Annotated in this window: 16 protein-coding genes and 1 pseudogene; 16 read left to right on the forward strand and 1 reads right to left on the reverse strand. The window is 39.8% G+C overall.

Translation table 11 applies throughout. The features are described 5' to 3' along the window. Positions 1-26 precede the first annotated feature (26 nt). Positions 27-902, reverse strand: coding sequence for a helix-turn-helix domain-containing protein (locus UKS_RS00235; protein ID WP_049494914.1), 876 nt, complete (start codon positions 900-902; stop codon positions 27-29). 354 nt (positions 903-1256) lie between these two features. On the opposite strand from UKS_RS00235, the gene UKS_RS00240 reads away from it, so the two are divergent. The 16 genes and pseudogenes from UKS_RS00240 (at position 1257) to UKS_RS00315 (ending at position 16690) form a co-directional block, all read left to right on the forward strand. Beyond that, positions 1257-2108: a C40 family peptidase gene (locus tag UKS_RS00240; protein ID WP_156011327.1), complete on the forward strand. Its 852-nt coding sequence runs from the start codon at positions 1257-1259 to the stop codon at positions 2106-2108. A 111-nt stretch (positions 2109-2219) separates the two neighbouring features. Further along, positions 2220-3449, forward strand: a complete 1230-nt coding sequence (locus UKS_RS00245) for an N-acetylmuramoyl-L-alanine amidase family protein (RefSeq protein WP_156011328.1) — start codon at positions 2220-2222, stop codon at positions 3447-3449. 152 nt (positions 3450-3601) lie between these two features. Further along, positions 3602-3691, forward strand: a pseudogene (locus UKS_RS10010) (smi_0057.1 family bacteriocin-like peptide); the annotation flags it as partial. Between the two features lie 474 nt (positions 3692-4165). Next, positions 4166-5098 (forward strand): GHKL domain-containing protein, encoded by a 933-nt coding sequence (locus UKS_RS00255; protein ID WP_232049744.1) that lies wholly within the window; start codon positions 4166-4168, stop codon positions 5096-5098. Next, entirely contained in the window at positions 5095-5826 is a 732-nt protein-coding gene (locus tag UKS_RS00260; protein ID WP_049497052.1) for a response regulator transcription factor, read from the forward strand. The genes UKS_RS00255 and UKS_RS00260 overlap by 4 nt, the downstream gene beginning before the upstream one ends. Positions 5827-6275: 449 nt before the next feature. Next, entirely contained in the window at positions 6276-6473 is a 198-nt protein-coding gene (locus UKS_RS00265) for a class IIb bacteriocin, lactobin A/cerein 7B family (protein WP_049497050.1), read from the forward strand. A gap of 213 nt (positions 6474-6686) precedes the next feature. Then, positions 6687-6842 (forward strand): smi_0061 family bacteriocin-like peptide, encoded by a 156-nt coding sequence (locus UKS_RS00275; RefSeq protein ID WP_049497045.1) that lies wholly within the window; start codon positions 6687-6689, stop codon positions 6840-6842. A 3-nt stretch (positions 6843-6845) separates the two neighbouring features. Next, positions 6846-7049: a bacteriocin immunity protein gene (locus UKS_RS09765; RefSeq protein WP_080977092.1), complete on the forward strand. Its 204-nt coding sequence runs from the start codon at positions 6846-6848 to the stop codon at positions 7047-7049. Positions 7050-7128: 79 nt separating this feature from the next. Next, the gene (locus UKS_RS00285; protein WP_049497042.1) at positions 7129-7311 is read left to right on the forward strand and encodes a hypothetical protein; all 183 of its coding nucleotides are present in this window, start codon (positions 7129-7131) and stop codon (positions 7309-7311) included. Between the two features lie 52 nt (positions 7312-7363). Beyond that, positions 7364-7537, forward strand: a complete 174-nt coding sequence (locus UKS_RS00290; RefSeq protein WP_000180829.1) for a class IIb bacteriocin, lactobin A/cerein 7B family — start codon at positions 7364-7366, stop codon at positions 7535-7537. A gap of 123 nt (positions 7538-7660) precedes the next feature. After that, positions 7661-7813 carry a class IIb bacteriocin, lactobin A/cerein 7B family gene (locus tag UKS_RS00295; protein ID WP_001180498.1) on the forward strand — a complete coding sequence of 51 codons (153 nt, stop codon included), beginning with the start codon at positions 7661-7663 and terminating at the stop codon, positions 7811-7813. A 24-nt stretch (positions 7814-7837) separates the two neighbouring features. Further along, positions 7838-7993, forward strand: coding sequence for a hypothetical protein (locus UKS_RS09685; RefSeq protein ID WP_173020424.1), 156 nt, complete (start codon positions 7838-7840; stop codon positions 7991-7993). A gap of 379 nt (positions 7994-8372) precedes the next feature. Then, complete coding sequence (gene comA, locus UKS_RS00300; RefSeq protein WP_156011329.1) at positions 8373-10526, forward strand: peptide cleavage/export ABC transporter ComA; 2154 nt, start codon at positions 8373-8375, stop codon at positions 10524-10526. A 12-nt stretch (positions 10527-10538) separates the two neighbouring features. Next, on the forward strand, positions 10539-11888 hold the full coding sequence (gene comB, locus UKS_RS00305; protein ID WP_156011330.1) for a competence pheromone export protein ComB: 1350 nt from the start codon (positions 10539-10541) through the stop codon (positions 11886-11888). Positions 11889-12057: 169 nt separating this feature from the next. Then, entirely contained in the window at positions 12058-12765 is a 708-nt protein-coding gene (gene purC / locus UKS_RS00310) for a phosphoribosylaminoimidazolesuccinocarboxamide synthase (RefSeq protein ID WP_173020425.1), read from the forward strand. Positions 12766-12964: 199 nt separating this feature from the next. Continuing rightward, positions 12965-16690, forward strand: coding sequence for a phosphoribosylformylglycinamidine synthase (locus tag UKS_RS00315; protein ID WP_156011332.1), 3726 nt, complete (start codon positions 12965-12967; stop codon positions 16688-16690). The last annotated feature ends 9 nt before the right edge of the window (positions 16691-16699 follow it).

A 16699-nucleotide genomic window follows, 5' to 3' on the forward strand; every position in this document is an offset into this window, starting at 1 on the left:
GTTCGCTTTTATTCATAATGTAATAGTTACTGTTTGGTCTCTATTTCAAAAAAATCTACTTGATAATAATCACAAACTTCTTTTTTCATTTCCTCTAGTAATCGACCTTCATCTGTTGATTCGAGTAAGGATAGTCCTTTATTAATCATAGTATGATCTTCATTAACGATTCCCAGACGTACTTGAGCTACACCCAATAAATCGTATCGCTTCATTTCTTTTGATAACTCAAGACATTCTTGAATCAAGCATAGACAGTCATCTTTCTTATCTGCTTCAAGGTACATTCGTGTCATATTGGCTAGAATGGAGTAATGAATACTTTGAATTGGCCTATAATCTGTGTATTTATTTAGAGATTTTACAAGCCTCTGACGTAGCATTTCTAGTGAATCAATAGGGAAATGAAAGATGATAATCACTAATAACCGCAAATCTGAAAGAAACCACTGATCCCTTTTTTCCAATTCTTTCCATAACTCTTCAGCTAAAGCTTTGGCTTTTTCGGAGAACTGATTTTCAATCACTTCTATAAAAATGGTTAATTCTTTCACAGCATGTTCTATTGGGATATCATTCTGCACTTCATCTAGATAAATTTGACATTTTGATAGCAATATCTTCATTTCTTCTAAATTAGGTGAAGAAATGACTTGATAGTATTCTGAAAATAATTTCTTACGAGAATCCATTTGGTAATGTTGACAAATATAATGAAATTCATCGAAACACATATCAATTTGTCTCAACAACAACTCCATAGTGTCATACCTAGGAGTAGAATGATTATTTTCAAACTTAGATAAGTTAGAATGAGTAATGTAGTCACCACAGACCTCATTTTGTGTAATCCCTTTTGACTTACGAATGTATTTATAAACTGAACCAATATCCCACCGCATATTTTCACCTCCCCAAAATGTTCCAAAAGTAGAAGTTTTAAGAAAATACTTATTTTTAGTATATCATAAAGGTGTAAGTTGAACAATAATGATAGAAGGAAGGTATTGAAGACTATGAAAAGGATTACTAATTTTACTTACGTTTTACCAATTTTTATATTTTTTTTAACTTGGTTTTTAGGAAATTAAACAAGAAGGAGGATGAGATGATATTTTCGTAATCTAAATCAAAGTAATGTCACATAAAAATACATAGAATTGTTGTACTCTTAACTATTATTAGGAGTTATTTATAATAATTGTTGCATTAATATAGTTGCAATAAATATTAATTTAAAAGAAAGGATTTTCACGATGAAAAAATATCTTTATTCTAGTTTGTTAGTTCTTGCAGGAGGCGTTCTCCTAGCAAATACTACGGTTGCCTATGCTGATTCCCCATCAGCAAGTGAGAAAGAAGCGATTGCTCAATTAGTTAATCAAGGCAAGATAAAAGCTGAAGAAGCTGACCAAGTAAAATTGATTGGTTTTGAAGATAAAGAAACTCAAGCAGAGGGTAATCAAGAGAAGAAAGCTTTCAATCAATATCGTGATCCGAAAGGAACATGGATGCAAACCAATGGTAAATGGTGGTTTAAATACGGTTCAGGTGGGTATGCTAAAAATTGGGAACAATTAGATGGCAAGTGGTACTATTTTGATGACCAAGGATGGATGAAAGAAAATACTTGGATTCAACCTGATGGTAATTATTACTACTTATCTGCTAGTGGTGCTATGGTCACTGGTTATCAACGTGTGAGTGGTACACCATACTTCTTTAGAGCAAGTGGTGCATGGGTAGAAAATCGTGGACAGGCAATTGCTGAATATGCAGAAACCTTTGTAGATAAAATCCCATATGTTTGGGGTGGGGCAGATTTGAATAGTGGTGTAGATTGCTCAGGATTTACGATGGCCATTCATGCTAAGTTCGATATTAGTATTCCTAGAGTGACCTATGGTCAAGCAACAGGAGGAAGTTACGTAAGTAATGGTTCTCAACAAGCTGGAGATTTGATTTTGTATAATAGTGAGGGGACAAATGACCATGTAGGTATTTATGTTGGTGGTGGAAAGGTAGTTCATGCTCCATATCCAGGTAAATATGTTTCTTATATGGATCAATACGGTATTACTCAAAATACAATTCGTAGATATTGGTAAAATTGTCTAATTTTTCACAATATTATTGACTTTGATTATGAAAAGTATTAGAATATAGCTAAATAAAGAGGGAATTCCTCTTATAGCTATTCGATAAAGGAGGAAATGGCTATGAAAAAATCTAAACTACTCACACTTGGTCTGCTTGCAGGTGCTGGTCTGCTTTTGTCTATTAACCAAGCACAGGCTGCAGATACTTGGGTTAAAAATGGTGCCGACTGGAATCTTTCTCAAGATGGCAGTCTTGCCAAAAATAAATGGGTGCAAAACGCTAACTCTTGGTACCACTTTGACGCTTCTGGTAAAATGCAAACAGGCTGGTTCAAAGACGGTGATACATGGTATTCTCTAGCAGATAGTGGTTCTATGCGTACTGGCTGGTACAAGGAAGGCAACACATGGTACTCACTAGCAGATAGTGGTGCAATGCGCACAGGTTGGTATAAAGAGGGTAACACATGGTACTCGCTAGCAAATAGTGGTGCCATGCGTACAGGTTGGTATAAAGAAGGGCCCACATGGTATTACCTCAAAGGCAGTGGCGCTATGGCAACAGGATGGGCGACTGCAAATGGTCAATGGTCTTACTTTGAAAAATCAGGTGCTATGGTCGCAGATAGAGCTGTCCCAGCCAGTGATGGGGAAAGTTATGTCATTGGTAAGGATGGCTATCTAGTAAATAGAAAAGATGCTGGATACAATATTCATGATATTGTCAAACTTGGAGATGGGCAAGAATATTTGCTAAATGCTAAAGGTGATGATGTTATTATTGAAAAAAATGCTTGGTATATCAGACCAGAGTTCAAGAAGTTTTCCGACAAATATGGGGATGTGGTTTCAAATACAACCTTAGCTTTAGTGGATAATAAAGAAGAAGGACAAGAAATTGATCCTAAGATAGTTGTACAGAACTTTCAAAACTTATCAAACCGCTACTACTTTGATGAAAATGGACATCGTGTGGTTAATATCCCAGCAATGACAACCTATTCAGAAATCAAAAAAGTTGGCAATGATCTTTATCTAGAAAATCCAGGTGCACGACTTCGTCTTGGGGGTACTAGCTTCACAATCAATAACAATAAATTATACTATTTAGAAAATGAACAAGGTAAGCTCAAAACAGGTTACTTTGTATTGATTGATGATGGAGCAACCACTACTCACCATCACATTCTAGCCTATGCGGATCAATCTGGTGAGATTCTTAAGATGAAACGCTTGCCATCAGGAGTTTCAAATTTCCTTGATAAAGAAATTGATGGTTTATATGGTGAAAAAATCAAAATAGAATCTCCACACTCAAACGAATATTATAAAGTGGTTGTGGTTAAATAAAAATAACATCTTCACAACTAATCGTTAACGCTCTAACCAATATACCATTTTCAGGAGGCTTTAGATTTCTTGTATTTTAAAAGAAAACTAAAGCCTTTTGTAGATGGAGCAGGGGATAGAGTTATCTATAAAATAATGAAAAGGAATCTATCATGGAAATGAAAAATACATTTGTAGAATTGGAATAATTTGAAGAGTTAACCCCAGAGGTATTGGAGGAAGTGAATGGTGGAGGGAATTTCTTTTGTTCTTTGTTTGGGCTTTGCCAACCTCGGTATTGTACTCCAGCGCCAACTAAAACTGTGATTGGATAGTATGATTTTGACTTTTATTAAGGAAACTCTATTTGCTTTATTATTGATAGTCTCCATTATAGTTCCTCCAATCTATCTAGGTTACCAAATTACACCGGAATTTCGTAAAAAGAGATACATAGTCTATTTATTAATGATGCAATTAATAGCTGGTAAAACTTTTTTTGAAATTATGTATTTGGAAGTTTTAATCTTTTTTTACCTTATTTTCTATGTGAATAGGAAGAAAAAGGGGGAATCTTTATTTCTTTCATTCTATCTTTTTAGTTTTTATCAGAGTATTCGCTATTTATTGGTATTGTTCTATATTCGGATGTTAGATATAGATATGCTATCAGAAGTAGGAAATGGTATTGTTAATTCTTTTTTTCTCTACTAGCTTTTGTATTGGCAGTAGTTATTATGAAGCGTTGGTCTTTGGATTTGGATTTATTCTTTTCAGATGCTTTTAAAACCCACTATCGTAAGAGTTTTTTCATTATCCTACCTCTGACTGGATTTAGGATATTTTCTTCGTTTATGACCAATAGAAATAGTTCTTTCTACGTTCGATTTGATACGACCATTTCTCTCCTGATTTTCATTCTCTTTTTTTCTTGGCTCTTTTACATCAAGCATTTGGAGCAGGTTTATCGTGATGAGCAGACCATTCAGAGACAGGAAGAAGAAAATCGTTCCTTGCAAGGAATGGTTGATAAGCTGGGGCATCTCTATGATGAAGTGCGAGATTTCCGTCATGATTTTGCTGGGATTATCGCCAGTATGGAGCCTGCCATAGCGAATCAAGACATGGCTGAGGTGTCTACCATCTATCAAGATGTCTTTCTAAAGACCAATGAAAAGCTGAGAAAGGCGGACTACACAGCCTTTAATCTTCACAATATTCATGATATAGCTATTCGCAATACCTTGGCAAAAGCCATGATTGTGGCAGATAATCAGGGAATTCATTTTAATTTGGAGACGGTGGGGGTTGTTGAAGAACTAGCATTACCGATATTGGAGGCTATCCGTATCCTCTCTATCCTCACGACGAATGCCTTGGAGGCAGCTAGTGAGGCGGAAAGTCCGCAGATTCGGGTTGCTTTGTTGGCAGGTGATAGGAGTGTCCGTTTTATCATTGAAAACACTCGTAAGAAAGAAGAACTGAATCCTAGCATTCTCAGTCAAAAGGGTTACTCTACCAAGGGCAACCACAGTGGACTGGGCTTAGCAACCTTGGAGGATATGGTTTTTCATTATAATTTAAACTTAGATACCCAGCTAGGAGAGACGACTTTTAGACAAGATTTAGAATTGCCATTTAAGGATGAGAAACGAGGGGGAGAGGAATGAGAATTTTAGTTTTGGAAGACGATAGAGTCCAGCAAGGACGGATAGAGCAGACTTTACTAGATATTGGTCGCTCTCGCAATTTGAGATTGGAAATTGATATTGCCAAAAACTATGGGGACGTTGAAAAGTATTCTCAGTATTTTGACCATTACCAGCTCTATTTATTGGATTTAGAGATTGATGGAGAGCGAGAACGGGGCTTTCAGGTTGCTCAACAGGTTCGGGAGCGGGATCCTTTTACAAGCATTGTTTTTGTATCCACACACTCGGAGGCCTTGCCTCTAGCTTTTCGCTATCACTTGTCTGCCTTGGATTTTATTTCCAAGGATCAGCCTGAGGCGGACTATCGTCATCAGCTGGAGCGCTGTCTGGATTATGTACTGGCAGTGGATAAGAGGGAAAATATGCGTCTCTTTACTTATAGTTTTGAGGGGAGACGGGGCTTTACTCTGCCCTACCATGAGATTTTAGCCTTTGAAACTTCAGTGGAATCCCACCGTATCAAGGTCTATTATGCCAATCACTCTATCAAGACCATTTATGGCAGTCTTAAGGATATAGCTGCTAAGGCTGAAAAAGATTACTTTGTCTATGCCAATCGCAATACGTTAGTCAGTTTACAGGCTATCGAAGAGATGACTGCCACAGAAGTGACCTTGTTAGAAGGCTTGCATTTCCCCGTATCACGAACAGCCAGAAGAACACTTAAAAAACATCTCAATGTCTAATATCTATTAGATTTGAATAAATTTATCAATAAGAATGTCAGAAAATTTTCTGATATTCTTATTTTTTTGGATTGTTTTCCGAATAGATAAGTAAGAGTAAAAGGAAAGGAGTTTGCTTCATGTATCTACCAATTTTCTACCCGTGGTTTGCTAAATTATTTTTCAAATAAATTTAATTTAGTTGTACGTTTTCGAATTGTTTTTCGAATAAATAAGTGAGACAAGAAGGAAGGAGACTACGCGATGTATTTACCAATCTTATTGCCATGGTTTATCAAATGGTATTTAAAATAAATGAAATTTACCTGTTCATTTTAAATCACTTCTCAAATAGATAAGTGAGAAGAAAAGGAAGAAAAAAAGAATTCAATAATTAATCCATTCTGGTTTTTAAAATGGTTTAAGGTCCAGGAGTCGTAAACTAAAAAATGGAAATAAAGGAGAAAAAGATGACAAATTTGGACAAAATGGAACAGAACTTTGCAGCTCTTACAGAAGAAGAGTTGGTGAATGTGGATGGGGGAGTTGCACCAATTATTATTGGTGGTGCAGTTATTGGTTGGAAATTAATTGGAGGTGTAGCTGCGCTTGCTACAGTTTCAGCAGGTGCGGGCGTAGCTGCAGGATATTATGCTAATCGACCATAATTTTGTAGATATATATGAAATTTATTAAATTAATGTTGAAGATTTGGCCTGAGCTTATGGTATTACTTAGTTCAATATCTTATACAATTATCAGGTTGGTAGCTGATGTGAATAAGCTACCTTTACCTACATGGTTTGATGATTTTAATATACCAACAATTTCATTGTTTTTAATGGTATTCATTTTATTATATAGAAGTAAAGGAGAAAAGAATGGATAAATTTCAAGTAGTTGATGAGAAAGATTTGCAAGTAATTGAAGGAGGAATTGAACCTATTTCGATTATATTTGGCCTAAGTGCTATTGCATTTGGTGCATTTGGGGCTGGTTACACATTTGGTTCAGATTTTGCTCGTCGTGGGCGTTAGATAATGAACAACCTTAATACATTGTTACCTAAACTAGCCACTATATTCCCTTTATTGGGAATAACTCTTAATCTCGCGCTTTATGTGATTCGTACAGGTTCGTTAGTATCCTTTAATTGGCAATGGACTTTGGTTGGTTTGCTTTTCTCAGGATATTTTGGTATTTTTTGCAAAGATTTGTCAAAACATAATCAAAGATATAAATGATGAATCTGAATCAAAGGGATTTTGTGCATGTGAATGGCGGAAAACTATGCCATTCTTGTCAGATAAAAAGGAGTCTGCTATGAAACAATTCTTACTAGGTTTTGCTGAGGGGTATTTTACCGTATCGCTCATAATCTACATCGCAACGTATTTGATTTTGAAAAATCCAATCAATACCCTATTTTATCCAGAAATTTACTCCGTTTTATTTGGGCTCTTTTATCTAGGGTATAAGGTCAATAATAAGTGGTTTAGAGGCTAAACATTAAAGATATAACAAAACATAAAAACATAAAAATTGAGGAGAAAACAAGATGACAAATTTTGACAAAATGGAACAGAACTTTGTAGCTCTTACAGAAGAAGAGTTGATGAATGTGGATGGGGGAATTATTCCGATTGCAGTAGCAGCTAGTATTATTGCAGGTTCAGCATTTGCAGGTTTAAGTGCAGGTGTAGCTATTGGAATTAGTCGAAACAAGAGATAAAGAGAGAATAAATGAAGTTTTCAAACGAATTTGCGGCTATTATTATATCAGCCTCAGGAATAGTGGGTTTATTAGTAGGAGTAGCTATTGGATTAGCTAGTATTATTTAAAAAGGAGTATATCATGCAAAATTTGAATCAATTTGAAATCGTAAAGCAAAATGAATTAGAGCAAGTACAAGGCGGAGTGGGTTTATTGATTGTTATCGGAGGCTCATTACTTGCTGCAGGTGGAGCTGGGGTAGCTGGCTATTGGTTATCTCGTACGTTTGGTTAGTATATTTAAAGGAGTAGGTAGGATATGAAAAAATTAGAAGAAAAATTTGAAATCATGGCAGAAGCAGATTTGGCTAGTACCGAGGGTGGACTTATTATTACTACTTCTACAGCTATTGCTTGGGGTGTTTTAGGAGTCGTTACCTATATGTACGGTCGTCATCTAGGAAGCAAACGTTAAATTTAACAATTTGATACAAAGGATGTAAGAAAAACTATGAATCGTGATTTAGAACGGTGTTATCTATTCTGACTAGGAATAGATCATACCAGAGGTGGCTTAGAAATAGCAGGGAATTAAAAATTGAAGTAATAAATAGGATGTCGTAAATGTTACTATCAATGATTTATTTGTCTCAAGCTTGCCTAGGGTGTCAGTAAAACATCAATTTCCTTTCATACCATATTTTTAGTAGGTAGGACGTTTGTTCTACCTATTTTTTTATCTCAAAAGTGCAGTTGGGAGGGAGATAGGCGCATTTGGGAATGAAGTCCAGTTTTTGTTTGAGGATTGGGGTAAGATAGTTATTATCAGATGAGTTTAGGAAAAGGAGATGAATATGAAATTTGGGAAACGTCACTATCGTCCGCAGGTGGATCAGATGGACTGCGGTGTAGCTTCATTAGCCATGGTTTTTGGCTACTATGGTAGCTATTATTCTTTGGCTCACTTGCGAGAATTGGCCAAGACGACCATGGATGGGACGACGGCTTTGGGCTTGGTCAAGGTGGCAGAGGAGATTGGCTTTGAGACGCGAGCAATTAAGGCGGATATGACGCTATTTGACTTGCCAGATTTGACTTTTCCTTTTGTTGCCCATGTGCTTAAGGAAGGGAAATTGCTCCACTACTATGTGGTGACTGGGCAGGATAAGGATAGCATTCATATTGCCGATCCAGATCCTGGGGTGAAATTGACCAAACTGCCACGTGAGCGTTTTGCGGAAGAATGGACAGGAGTGACTCTTTTTATGGCACCTAGTCCAGACTACAAGCCTCATAAGGATCAAAAGAATGGTCTGCTCTCTTTTATCCCTATATTAGTGAAGCAGCGTGGCTTGATTGCCAACATCGTCCTAGCGACACTTTTGGTGACCCTGATTAACATTGTGGGTTCTTATTATCTGCAGTCTATCATTGATACCTATGTGCCAGATCAGATGCGTTCGACCTTGGGGATTATTTCTATTGGGCTGGTGATTGTTTATATTCTCCAGCAGATCTTGTCTTACGCTCAGGAGTATCTCTTGCTTGTTTTGGGGCAACGCCTGTCGATTGACGTGATTTTATCCTATATCAAGCATGTTTTTCACCTGCCTATGTCCTTTTTTGCGACACGCAGGACAGGGGAAATCGTGTCTCGTTTTACAGATGCTAATAGTATCATCGATGCGCTGGCTTCGACCATTCTTTCGATTTTCCTAGATGTGTCAACGGTTGTCATTATTTCTCTTGTTTTATTTTCACAAAATACCAATCTCTTTTTCATGACTTTATTGGCGCTTCCTATCTATACAGTGATTATCTTTGCCTTTATGAAGCCGTTTGAAAAGATGAATCGGGATACCATGGAAGCCAATGCGGTTCTGTCTTCTTCTATCATTGAGGACATCAACGGTATTGAGACGATCAAGTCTTTGACCAGTGAAAGTCAACGTTACCAAAAGATTGACAAGGAATTTGTGGATTATCTGAAAAAATCCTTTTCCTATAGTCGGGCAGAGAGTCAGCAAAAGGCTTTGAAAAAAGTAGCACATCTCTTGCTCAATGTCGGTATTCTCTGGATGGGGGCTATTCTGGTTATGGATGGCAAGATGAGTTTGGGGCAGTTGATTACCTATAATACCTTGCTGGTTTACTTTACCAATCCTTTGGAAAATATCATCAACCTGCAAACCAAGCTTCAGACAGCGCAGGTTGCCAATAACCGTTTGAATGAGGTTTATCTGGTAGCTTCTGAGTTTGAGGAGAAGAAAACGGTTGAGGATTTGAGCTTGATGAAGGGAGAGATGACCTTCAAGCAGGTTCATTACAAGTATGGCTATGGTCGAGATGTCTTGTCGGATATCAATCTGACTATTCCGCAGGGTTCTAAGGTGGCTTTTGTAGGGATTTCAGGGTCAGGTAAGACGACCTTGGCCAAGATGATGGTTAATTTTTACGACCCTAGTCAGGGAGAGATTAGTCTGGGTGGTGTCAATCTCAATCAGATTGATAAAAAGGCTCTACGTCAGTACATCAACTATTTGCCTCAACAGCCCTATGTCTTTAACGGAACGATTTTGGAGAATCTTCTTTTGGGAGCCAAGGAAGGGACGACTCAGGAGGATATCTTACGGGCGGTCGAATTGGCAGAGATTCGAGAGGATATCGAGCGGATGCCACTGAATTACCAGACAGAATTGACTTCGGATGGGGCAGGGATCTCAGGTGGTCAACGTCAGAGAATTGCTTTGGCGCGTGCTCTCTTGACAGATGCGCCGGTCTTGATTTTGGATGAGGCGACCAGCAGTTTGGATATTTTGACAGAGAAGAGGATTATCGATAATCTCATGGCTTTAGACAAGACCTTGATTTTCATTGCCCACCGCTTGACCATTGCTGAGCGGACAGAGAAGGTTGTTGTCTTGGATCAAGGAAAGATTGTCGAAGAAGGAAATCATGCTGATTTGCTTGCACAGGGTGGTTTTTACGCCCATTTGGTGAATAGCTAGAAAGAGGAGAGGATGAAACCAGAATTTTTAGAAAGTGCGGAGTTTTATAATCGTCGTTACCATAATTTTTCCAGTCGGGTGATTGTACCTATGTCCCTTCTGCTCGTGTTTTTACTTGGCTTTGCAACTTTAGCAGAGAAGGAGATAAGTTTGTCTACCAGAGCTACTGTCGAGCCTAGTCGTATCCTTGCAAATATCCAATCAACTAGCAACAATCGCATTCTTGTCAATCATTTGGAAGAAAATAAGCTGGTTAAGAAGGGGGATCTTTTGGTTCAATACCAGGAAGGGGCAGAGAGTGTCCAAGCGGAGTCTTATGCCAGTCAGTTGGACATGCTCAAGGATCAAAAAAAGCAATTGGAGTATTTGCAAAAAAGTCTGCAAGAAGGGGAGAACCACTTTCCAGAGGAGGATAAGTTTGGCTACCAAGCCACCTTTCGCGACTACATCAGTCAAGCAGGCAGTCTTAGGGCTAGTACATCGCAACAAAATGAGACCATCGCGTCCCAGAATGCAGCAGCTAGTCAAACCCAAGCCGAAATCGGCAACCTCATCAGTCAAACAGAGGCTAAAATTCGTGATTACCAGACAGCTAAGTCAGCTATTGAAACAGGCGCTTCCTTGGCCAATCAGAATCTAGCCTACTCTCTCTACCAGTCCTATAAGTCTCAGGGCGAGGAAAATCCGCAAGCTAAATCTCAGGCTGTTGCGCAGGTAGAAGCGCAGCTTTCTCAGTTAGAATCTAATCTTGCTACTTACCGTGTTCAGTATGCAGGTTCAGGTACCCAGCAAGCCTATGCGTCAGGCTTAAGCAGTCAATTGGAGTCTCTCAAATCCCAACACTTGGCAAAGGTTGGTCAGGAATTGACCCTTTTAGACCAGAAAATCTTGGAGGCAGAGTCAGGTAAGAAGGCACAGGGAAATCTTTTAGACAAGGGAAAAATCACGGCGAGTGAGGATGGGGTGCTTCACCTCAATCCTGAGACCAGTGACTCTACCATGGTAGCAGAGGGGACTCTACTAGCCCAACTCTATCCGTCCTTGGAAAAAGAAGGGAAAGCCAAACTAACAGCTTATCTAAGTTCAAAAGATGTAGCAAGGATCAAGGTCGGTGATTCTGTTCGCTATAGGACGACTCATGATGCCAAGAATCAACTTTTCCTAGATTCTACTATTACAAGTATTGATGCGACAGCTACTAAGACTGAAAAAGGGAATTTCTTTAAAATCGAGGCGGAGACTAATCTAACTTCGGAGCAGGCTGAAAAACTTCGGTACGGAGTGGAAGGTCGCCTGCAGATGATTACAGGTAGGAAAAGTTATCTACGTTATTATTTGGATCAATTTTTGAACAAAGAGTAATGTTCGTGTTTTGAGAGTTAAATAATTTTAAAACTGTGAGAAAGATTCTTCTTGCAGTTTTTTCTTTACAATTTTTGAAACGCATTTGTTATTTATTCGTTTAAATTCTTGTATTTTTTGGTTTTTTGTGGTAGAATGTGCTCAAGTAATACGAAAGGCGAACTTTAAAATGTCAAAACAATTGATCTATTCGGGAAAAGCTAAAGATATCTATACAACTGATGATGAAAATCTTATTATTTCAACTTATAAGGACCAGGCGACTGCTTTCAATGGTGTCAAAAAGGAGCAGATTGCAGGAAAGGGAGTGTTAAATAATCAGATTTCATCTTTTATTTTTGAGAAATTAAATGCGGCTGGCGTGGCGACTCACTTTGTGGAGAAACTCTCAGACACGGAACAACTCAATAAAAAGGTGGAAATCATTCCTTTGGAAGTCGTGCTTCGAAACTACACAGCTGGTTCCTTTTCAAAACGTTTTGGCGTAGATGAAGGTATCGCCTTTGAGATTCCAATTGTCGAATTTTACTACAAAAATGATGATTTGGATGACCCGTTTATCAATGACGAACATGTGAAATTCCTACAGATTGCGGATGACCAGCAAATCGCCTACTTGAAGGAAGAAACTCGTCGTATTAATGAGCTTTTGAAAGCCTGGTTTGCTGAGATTGGACTTAAGTTGATTGACTTTAAGCTAGAGTTCGGTTTTGACAAGGATGGTAAGATTATCTTAGCAGATGAATTTTCACCAGATAACTGCCGTTTGTGGGATGCGGATGGCAACCACATGGATAAGGATGTTTTCCGTAGGGGATTAGGAGAACTAACAGATGTTTACGAGATTGTTTGGGAAAAGTTGCAGAGTTTAAAATAAGCTGTTAGCAACGGAAAACCTTCGTCTCTCAACTAAAAGGACTCAGGCTGAAAAGGTCCCCCAGACCTTTTCACTCCGTAGGGGACTAGGTGAATTAGCCGACGTTTATGGGATTGTATGGGGAAAGTTGCAGGGATTGACATAACAACCCCAAGGTCGTTGGAACATTGTAAGAGTTGAAATAAAGGAATAAGAATTGATGGATAAACGTATTTTTGTTGAGAAAAAGGCTGATTTTCAGGTCAAGTCAGAGAGTCTGGTGAGAGAACTCCAGCACAACTTGGGACTTTCAAGCTTGAAAAGTATTCGTATTGTGCAAGTATATGATGTATTTAACTTGGATGAGGACTTATTTGCACCCGCAGAGAAACACATTTTCTCTGAGCAAGTGACAGACCATGTCTTGGATGAAACGGCTGTGCAGGCAGATCTTGCCAACTATGCTTTCTTTGCCATTGAAAGCCTGCCAGGGCAGTTTGACCAGCGTGCAGCTTCTTCACAGGAAGCTTTGCTTTTGTTGGGAAGTTCGAGTGATGTGACAGTTAATACAGCACAATTGTACTTGGTTAATAAAGATATTAATGCGACTGAGTTAGAGGCGGTCAAGAACTACTTGCTCAACCCAGTTGATTCTCGTTTCAAGGACATCACGACAGGGATTGCCAAGCAGGAATTTTCAGAGTCAGACAAGACCATTCCAAAATTGACTTTCTTTGAAAGCTATACAGCAGAAGACTTTGCTCGCTACAAGGCTGAGCAAGGGACGGCCATGGAAGTGGATGATTTACTCTTTATCCAAGACTATTTCAAGTCAATTGGACGTGTGCCAACTGAGACGGAACTTAAGGTTTTGGACACTTACTGGTCTGACCACTGCCGTCACACAACTTTTGAGACGGAGTTGAAAAACATCGACTTCTCAGCTTCTAAATTCCAAAAACAATTGCAGGCGACTTATGACAAATATATCGCTATGCGTGACGAGCTAGGACGTACAGAAAAACCTCAAACCTTGATGGATATGGCTACTATTTTCGGTCGATATGAGCGTGCTAATGGACGTTTGGACGATATGGAAGTGTCTGATGAAATCAATGCCTGCTCTGTTGAAATTGAGGTGGATGTCAATGGTGTGAAAGAACCATGGCTTCTCATGTTTAAGAACGAAACCCACAATCACCCAACTGAGATTGAGCCGTTTGGTGGGGCGGCTACTTGTATCGGTGGTGCCATTCGTGACCCGTTGTCAGGTCGCTCATATGTTTACCAAGCCATGCGGATCTCAGGTGCCGGTGATATTACAGCACCGATTTCGGAAACGCGTGCTGGGAAATTGCCACAACAAGTCATTTCTAAAACAGCGGCCCATGGTTATTCTTCATATGGTAATCAGATTGGACTTGCAACAACTTATGTTCGTGAATATTTCCACCCAGGCTTTGTAGCTAAACGCATGGAGCTTGGTGCAGTTGTCGGTGCGGCTCCTAAGGAAAATGTTGTCCGTGAAAAACCGGAAGCGGGTGATGTCATTATCTTGCTCGGTGGGAAGACTGGACGTGACGGTGTCGGTGGTGCGACAGGTTCTTCTAAGGTTCAAACAGTTGAGTCTGTAGAGACTGCTGGTGCTGAGGTTCAAAAAGGGAATGCTATCGAAGAACGCAAGATTCAACGTCTTTTCCGCAATGGGAAAGTGACACGTCTGATCAAGAAATCAAATGACTTTGGGGCAGGCGGTGTCTGTGTGGCTATCGGTGAATTGGCAGATGGTCTTGAAATCGACCTCAACAAGGTGCCTCTTAAATATCAAGGCTTGAACGGTACCGAAATTGCTATCTCTGAATCTCAAGAACGGATGGCCGTGGTAGTTCGTCCAGAAGATGTAGATGCCTTCATAGCAGAATGTAAAAAAGAAAACATTGATGCTGTTGTCGTTGCGACAGTGACTGAAAAACCAAATCTTGTCATGCACTGGAATGGTGAAAGAATCGTGGACTTGGAGCGTCGTTTCCTTGACACCAATGGTGTGCGTGTGGTCGTTGATGCTAAGGTTGTGGACAAGGATGTCAAACTCCCAGAAGAACGTCAAACATCTGCTGACACTCTTGAAGCAGATACCCTTGCGGTTCTATCTGACCTCAACCATGCCAGTCAAAAAGGATTACAGACTATCTTTGACTGCTCTGTTGGACGCTCAACGGTTAATCACCCACTTGGTGGTCGTTACCAACTCACACCAACTGAGGCATCTGTGCAGAAATTACCAGTTCAACACGGTGTGACTCATACTGCGTCAGTCATGGCTCAAGGTTTCAACCCTTATCTAGCTGAATGGTCTCCATACCACGGTGCTGCTTATGCGGTTATCGAAGCAACTGCTCGTTTGGTGGCTGCTGGTGCCAACTGGTCTAAGGCTCGTTTCTCTTACCAAGAGTACTTCGAGCGGATGGATAAGCAAGCAGAGCGTTTTGGTCAGCCAGTAGCAGCTCTTCTGGGATCAATCGAAGCTCAGATTCAACTTGGTTTGCCATCTATCGGCGGTAAGGACTCTATGTCTGGTACCTTTGAAGAATTGACCGTACCGCCAACCTTGGTAGCCTTTGGTGTGACAACAGCAGATAGCCGTAAGGTGCTCTCTCCAGAATTTAAAGCTGTTGGGGAAAATATCTACTACATTCCAGGCCAAGCACTCTCAACAGAGATTGATTTTGACTTGATTAAGTCTAATTTTGCTCAGTTTGAAGCCCTTCAAAAGGCTCACAAAGTGACAGCTGCATCAGCGGTCAAATATGGTGGTATCCTTGAAGCTCTTGCCCTTGCAACATTTGGTAACCATATCGGTGCTACTGTAACCCTTGAAAATCTTGAGACAGCTTTGACAGCTCAATTAGGCGGATTTGTCTTCACCTCTCCTGAAGAAATCGCTGGAGTAGAGAAGATTGGACAAACAAGTGCAGACTTTACACTCCTTGTCAACGGTGTGAAGCTAGATGGACACAAGCTTGACAGTGCATTCCAAGGAAAACTGGAAGAAGTTTACCCAACAGAATTTACTCAAGCGAAAGAACTTGCTGAAGTACCGGCTGTGGCATCAGCTGTTGTGATTAAAGCCAAAGAAAAGGTTGAAAAACCAGTGGTCTATATCCCAGTCTTTCCAGGCACCAACTCAGAATATGACTCAGCAAAAGCCTTTGAAAAAGAAGGTGCAGAGGTTAACTTGGTGCCATTTGTGACCTTGAATGAAGAGGCTATTGTCAAGTCAGTCGAAACTATGGTTGACAATATTGAAAAAGCTAACATTCTCTTCTTTGCCGGTGGTTTCTCAGCTGCGGACGAGCCAGATGGTTCAGCTAAGTTTATTGTCAACATCCTGCTCAATGAAAAAGTGCGTGTAGCTATTGATAGCTTTATCGCCCGTGGTGGCTTGATTATCGGTATCTGTAATGGATTCCAGGCCTTGGTCAAATCAGGTCTTCTTCCATACGGAAACTTTGAAGATGCCAGCAGTACGAGCCCAACCCTCTTCTACAATGATGCCAACCAACACGTGGCCAAGATGGTAGAAACTCGCATTGCCAATACTAATTCACCATGGTTGGCTGGAGTAGAAGTGGGCGATATCCACGCTATTCCTGTTTCACACGGTGAAGGGAAGTTTGTCGTGACGGCTGAGGAATTTGCGGAGCTCCGTGACAATGGTCAAATCTTTAGCCAATATGTTGACTTTGACGGCAAACCAAGCATGGATTCTAAGTACAATCCAAATGGTTCTGTAAATGCCATCGAAGGAATTACCAGCAAGAATGGTCAAATCATTGGGAAGATGGGACACTCAGAACGTTATGAAGACGGTCTCTTCCAAAACATCCCAGGAAGTAAAGATCAGCACCTGTTCGCGTCGGCTGTGCGTTATTTCACAGGAAAATAAAAGGTATAT

The organism is Streptococcus sp. 116-D4, assembly GCF_009731465.1.
In the GTDB taxonomy this organism is placed as follows: domain Bacteria; phylum Bacillota; class Bacilli; order Lactobacillales; family Streptococcaceae; genus Streptococcus; species Streptococcus pseudopneumoniae_E.

Bases quoted from the DNA above. Each gene is read 5' to 3' on its own strand.
- UKS_RS00265 (WP_049497050.1), top strand. From the start codon at position 6,276: ATGACAAATTTGGACAAAATGGAACAGAACTTTGCAGCTCTTACAGAA.
- UKS_RS00240 (WP_156011327.1), top strand. From the start codon at position 1,257: ATGAAAAAATATCTTTATTCTAGTTTGTTAGTTCTTGCAGGAGGCGTT.
- UKS_RS00260 (WP_049497052.1), top strand. From the start codon at position 5,095: ATGAGAATTTTAGTTTTGGAAGACGATAGAGTCCAGCAAGGACGGATA.
- UKS_RS00235 (WP_049494914.1), bottom strand. From the start codon at position 902: ATGCGGTGGGATATTGGTTCAGTTTATAAATACATTCGTAAGTCAAAA.
- UKS_RS00275 (WP_049497045.1), top strand. From the start codon at position 6,687: ATGGATAAATTTCAAGTAGTTGATGAGAAAGATTTGCAAGTAATTGAA.
- UKS_RS00255 (WP_232049744.1), top strand. From the start codon at position 4,166: ATGAAGCGTTGGTCTTTGGATTTGGATTTATTCTTTTCAGATGCTTTT.
- UKS_RS00315 (WP_156011332.1), top strand. From the start codon at position 12,965: ATGGATAAACGTATTTTTGTTGAGAAAAAGGCTGATTTTCAGGTCAAG.
- UKS_RS09685 (WP_173020424.1), top strand. From the start codon at position 7,838: ATGAAAAAATTAGAAGAAAAATTTGAAATCATGGCAGAAGCAGATTTG.
- comB (WP_156011330.1), top strand. From the start codon at position 10,539: ATGAAACCAGAATTTTTAGAAAGTGCGGAGTTTTATAATCGTCGTTAC.
- UKS_RS00290 (WP_000180829.1), top strand. From the start codon at position 7,364: ATGACAAATTTTGACAAAATGGAACAGAACTTTGTAGCTCTTACAGAA.
- UKS_RS09765 (WP_080977092.1), top strand. From the start codon at position 6,846: ATGAACAACCTTAATACATTGTTACCTAAACTAGCCACTATATTCCCT.
- comA (WP_156011329.1), top strand. From the start codon at position 8,373: ATGAAATTTGGGAAACGTCACTATCGTCCGCAGGTGGATCAGATGGAC.
- UKS_RS00285 (WP_049497042.1), top strand. From the start codon at position 7,129: ATGAAACAATTCTTACTAGGTTTTGCTGAGGGGTATTTTACCGTATCG.
- UKS_RS00295 (WP_001180498.1), top strand. From the start codon at position 7,661: ATGCAAAATTTGAATCAATTTGAAATCGTAAAGCAAAATGAATTAGAG.
- UKS_RS00245 (WP_156011328.1), top strand. From the start codon at position 2,220: ATGAAAAAATCTAAACTACTCACACTTGGTCTGCTTGCAGGTGCTGGT.
- purC (WP_173020425.1), top strand. From the start codon at position 12,058: ATGTCAAAACAATTGATCTATTCGGGAAAAGCTAAAGATATCTATACA.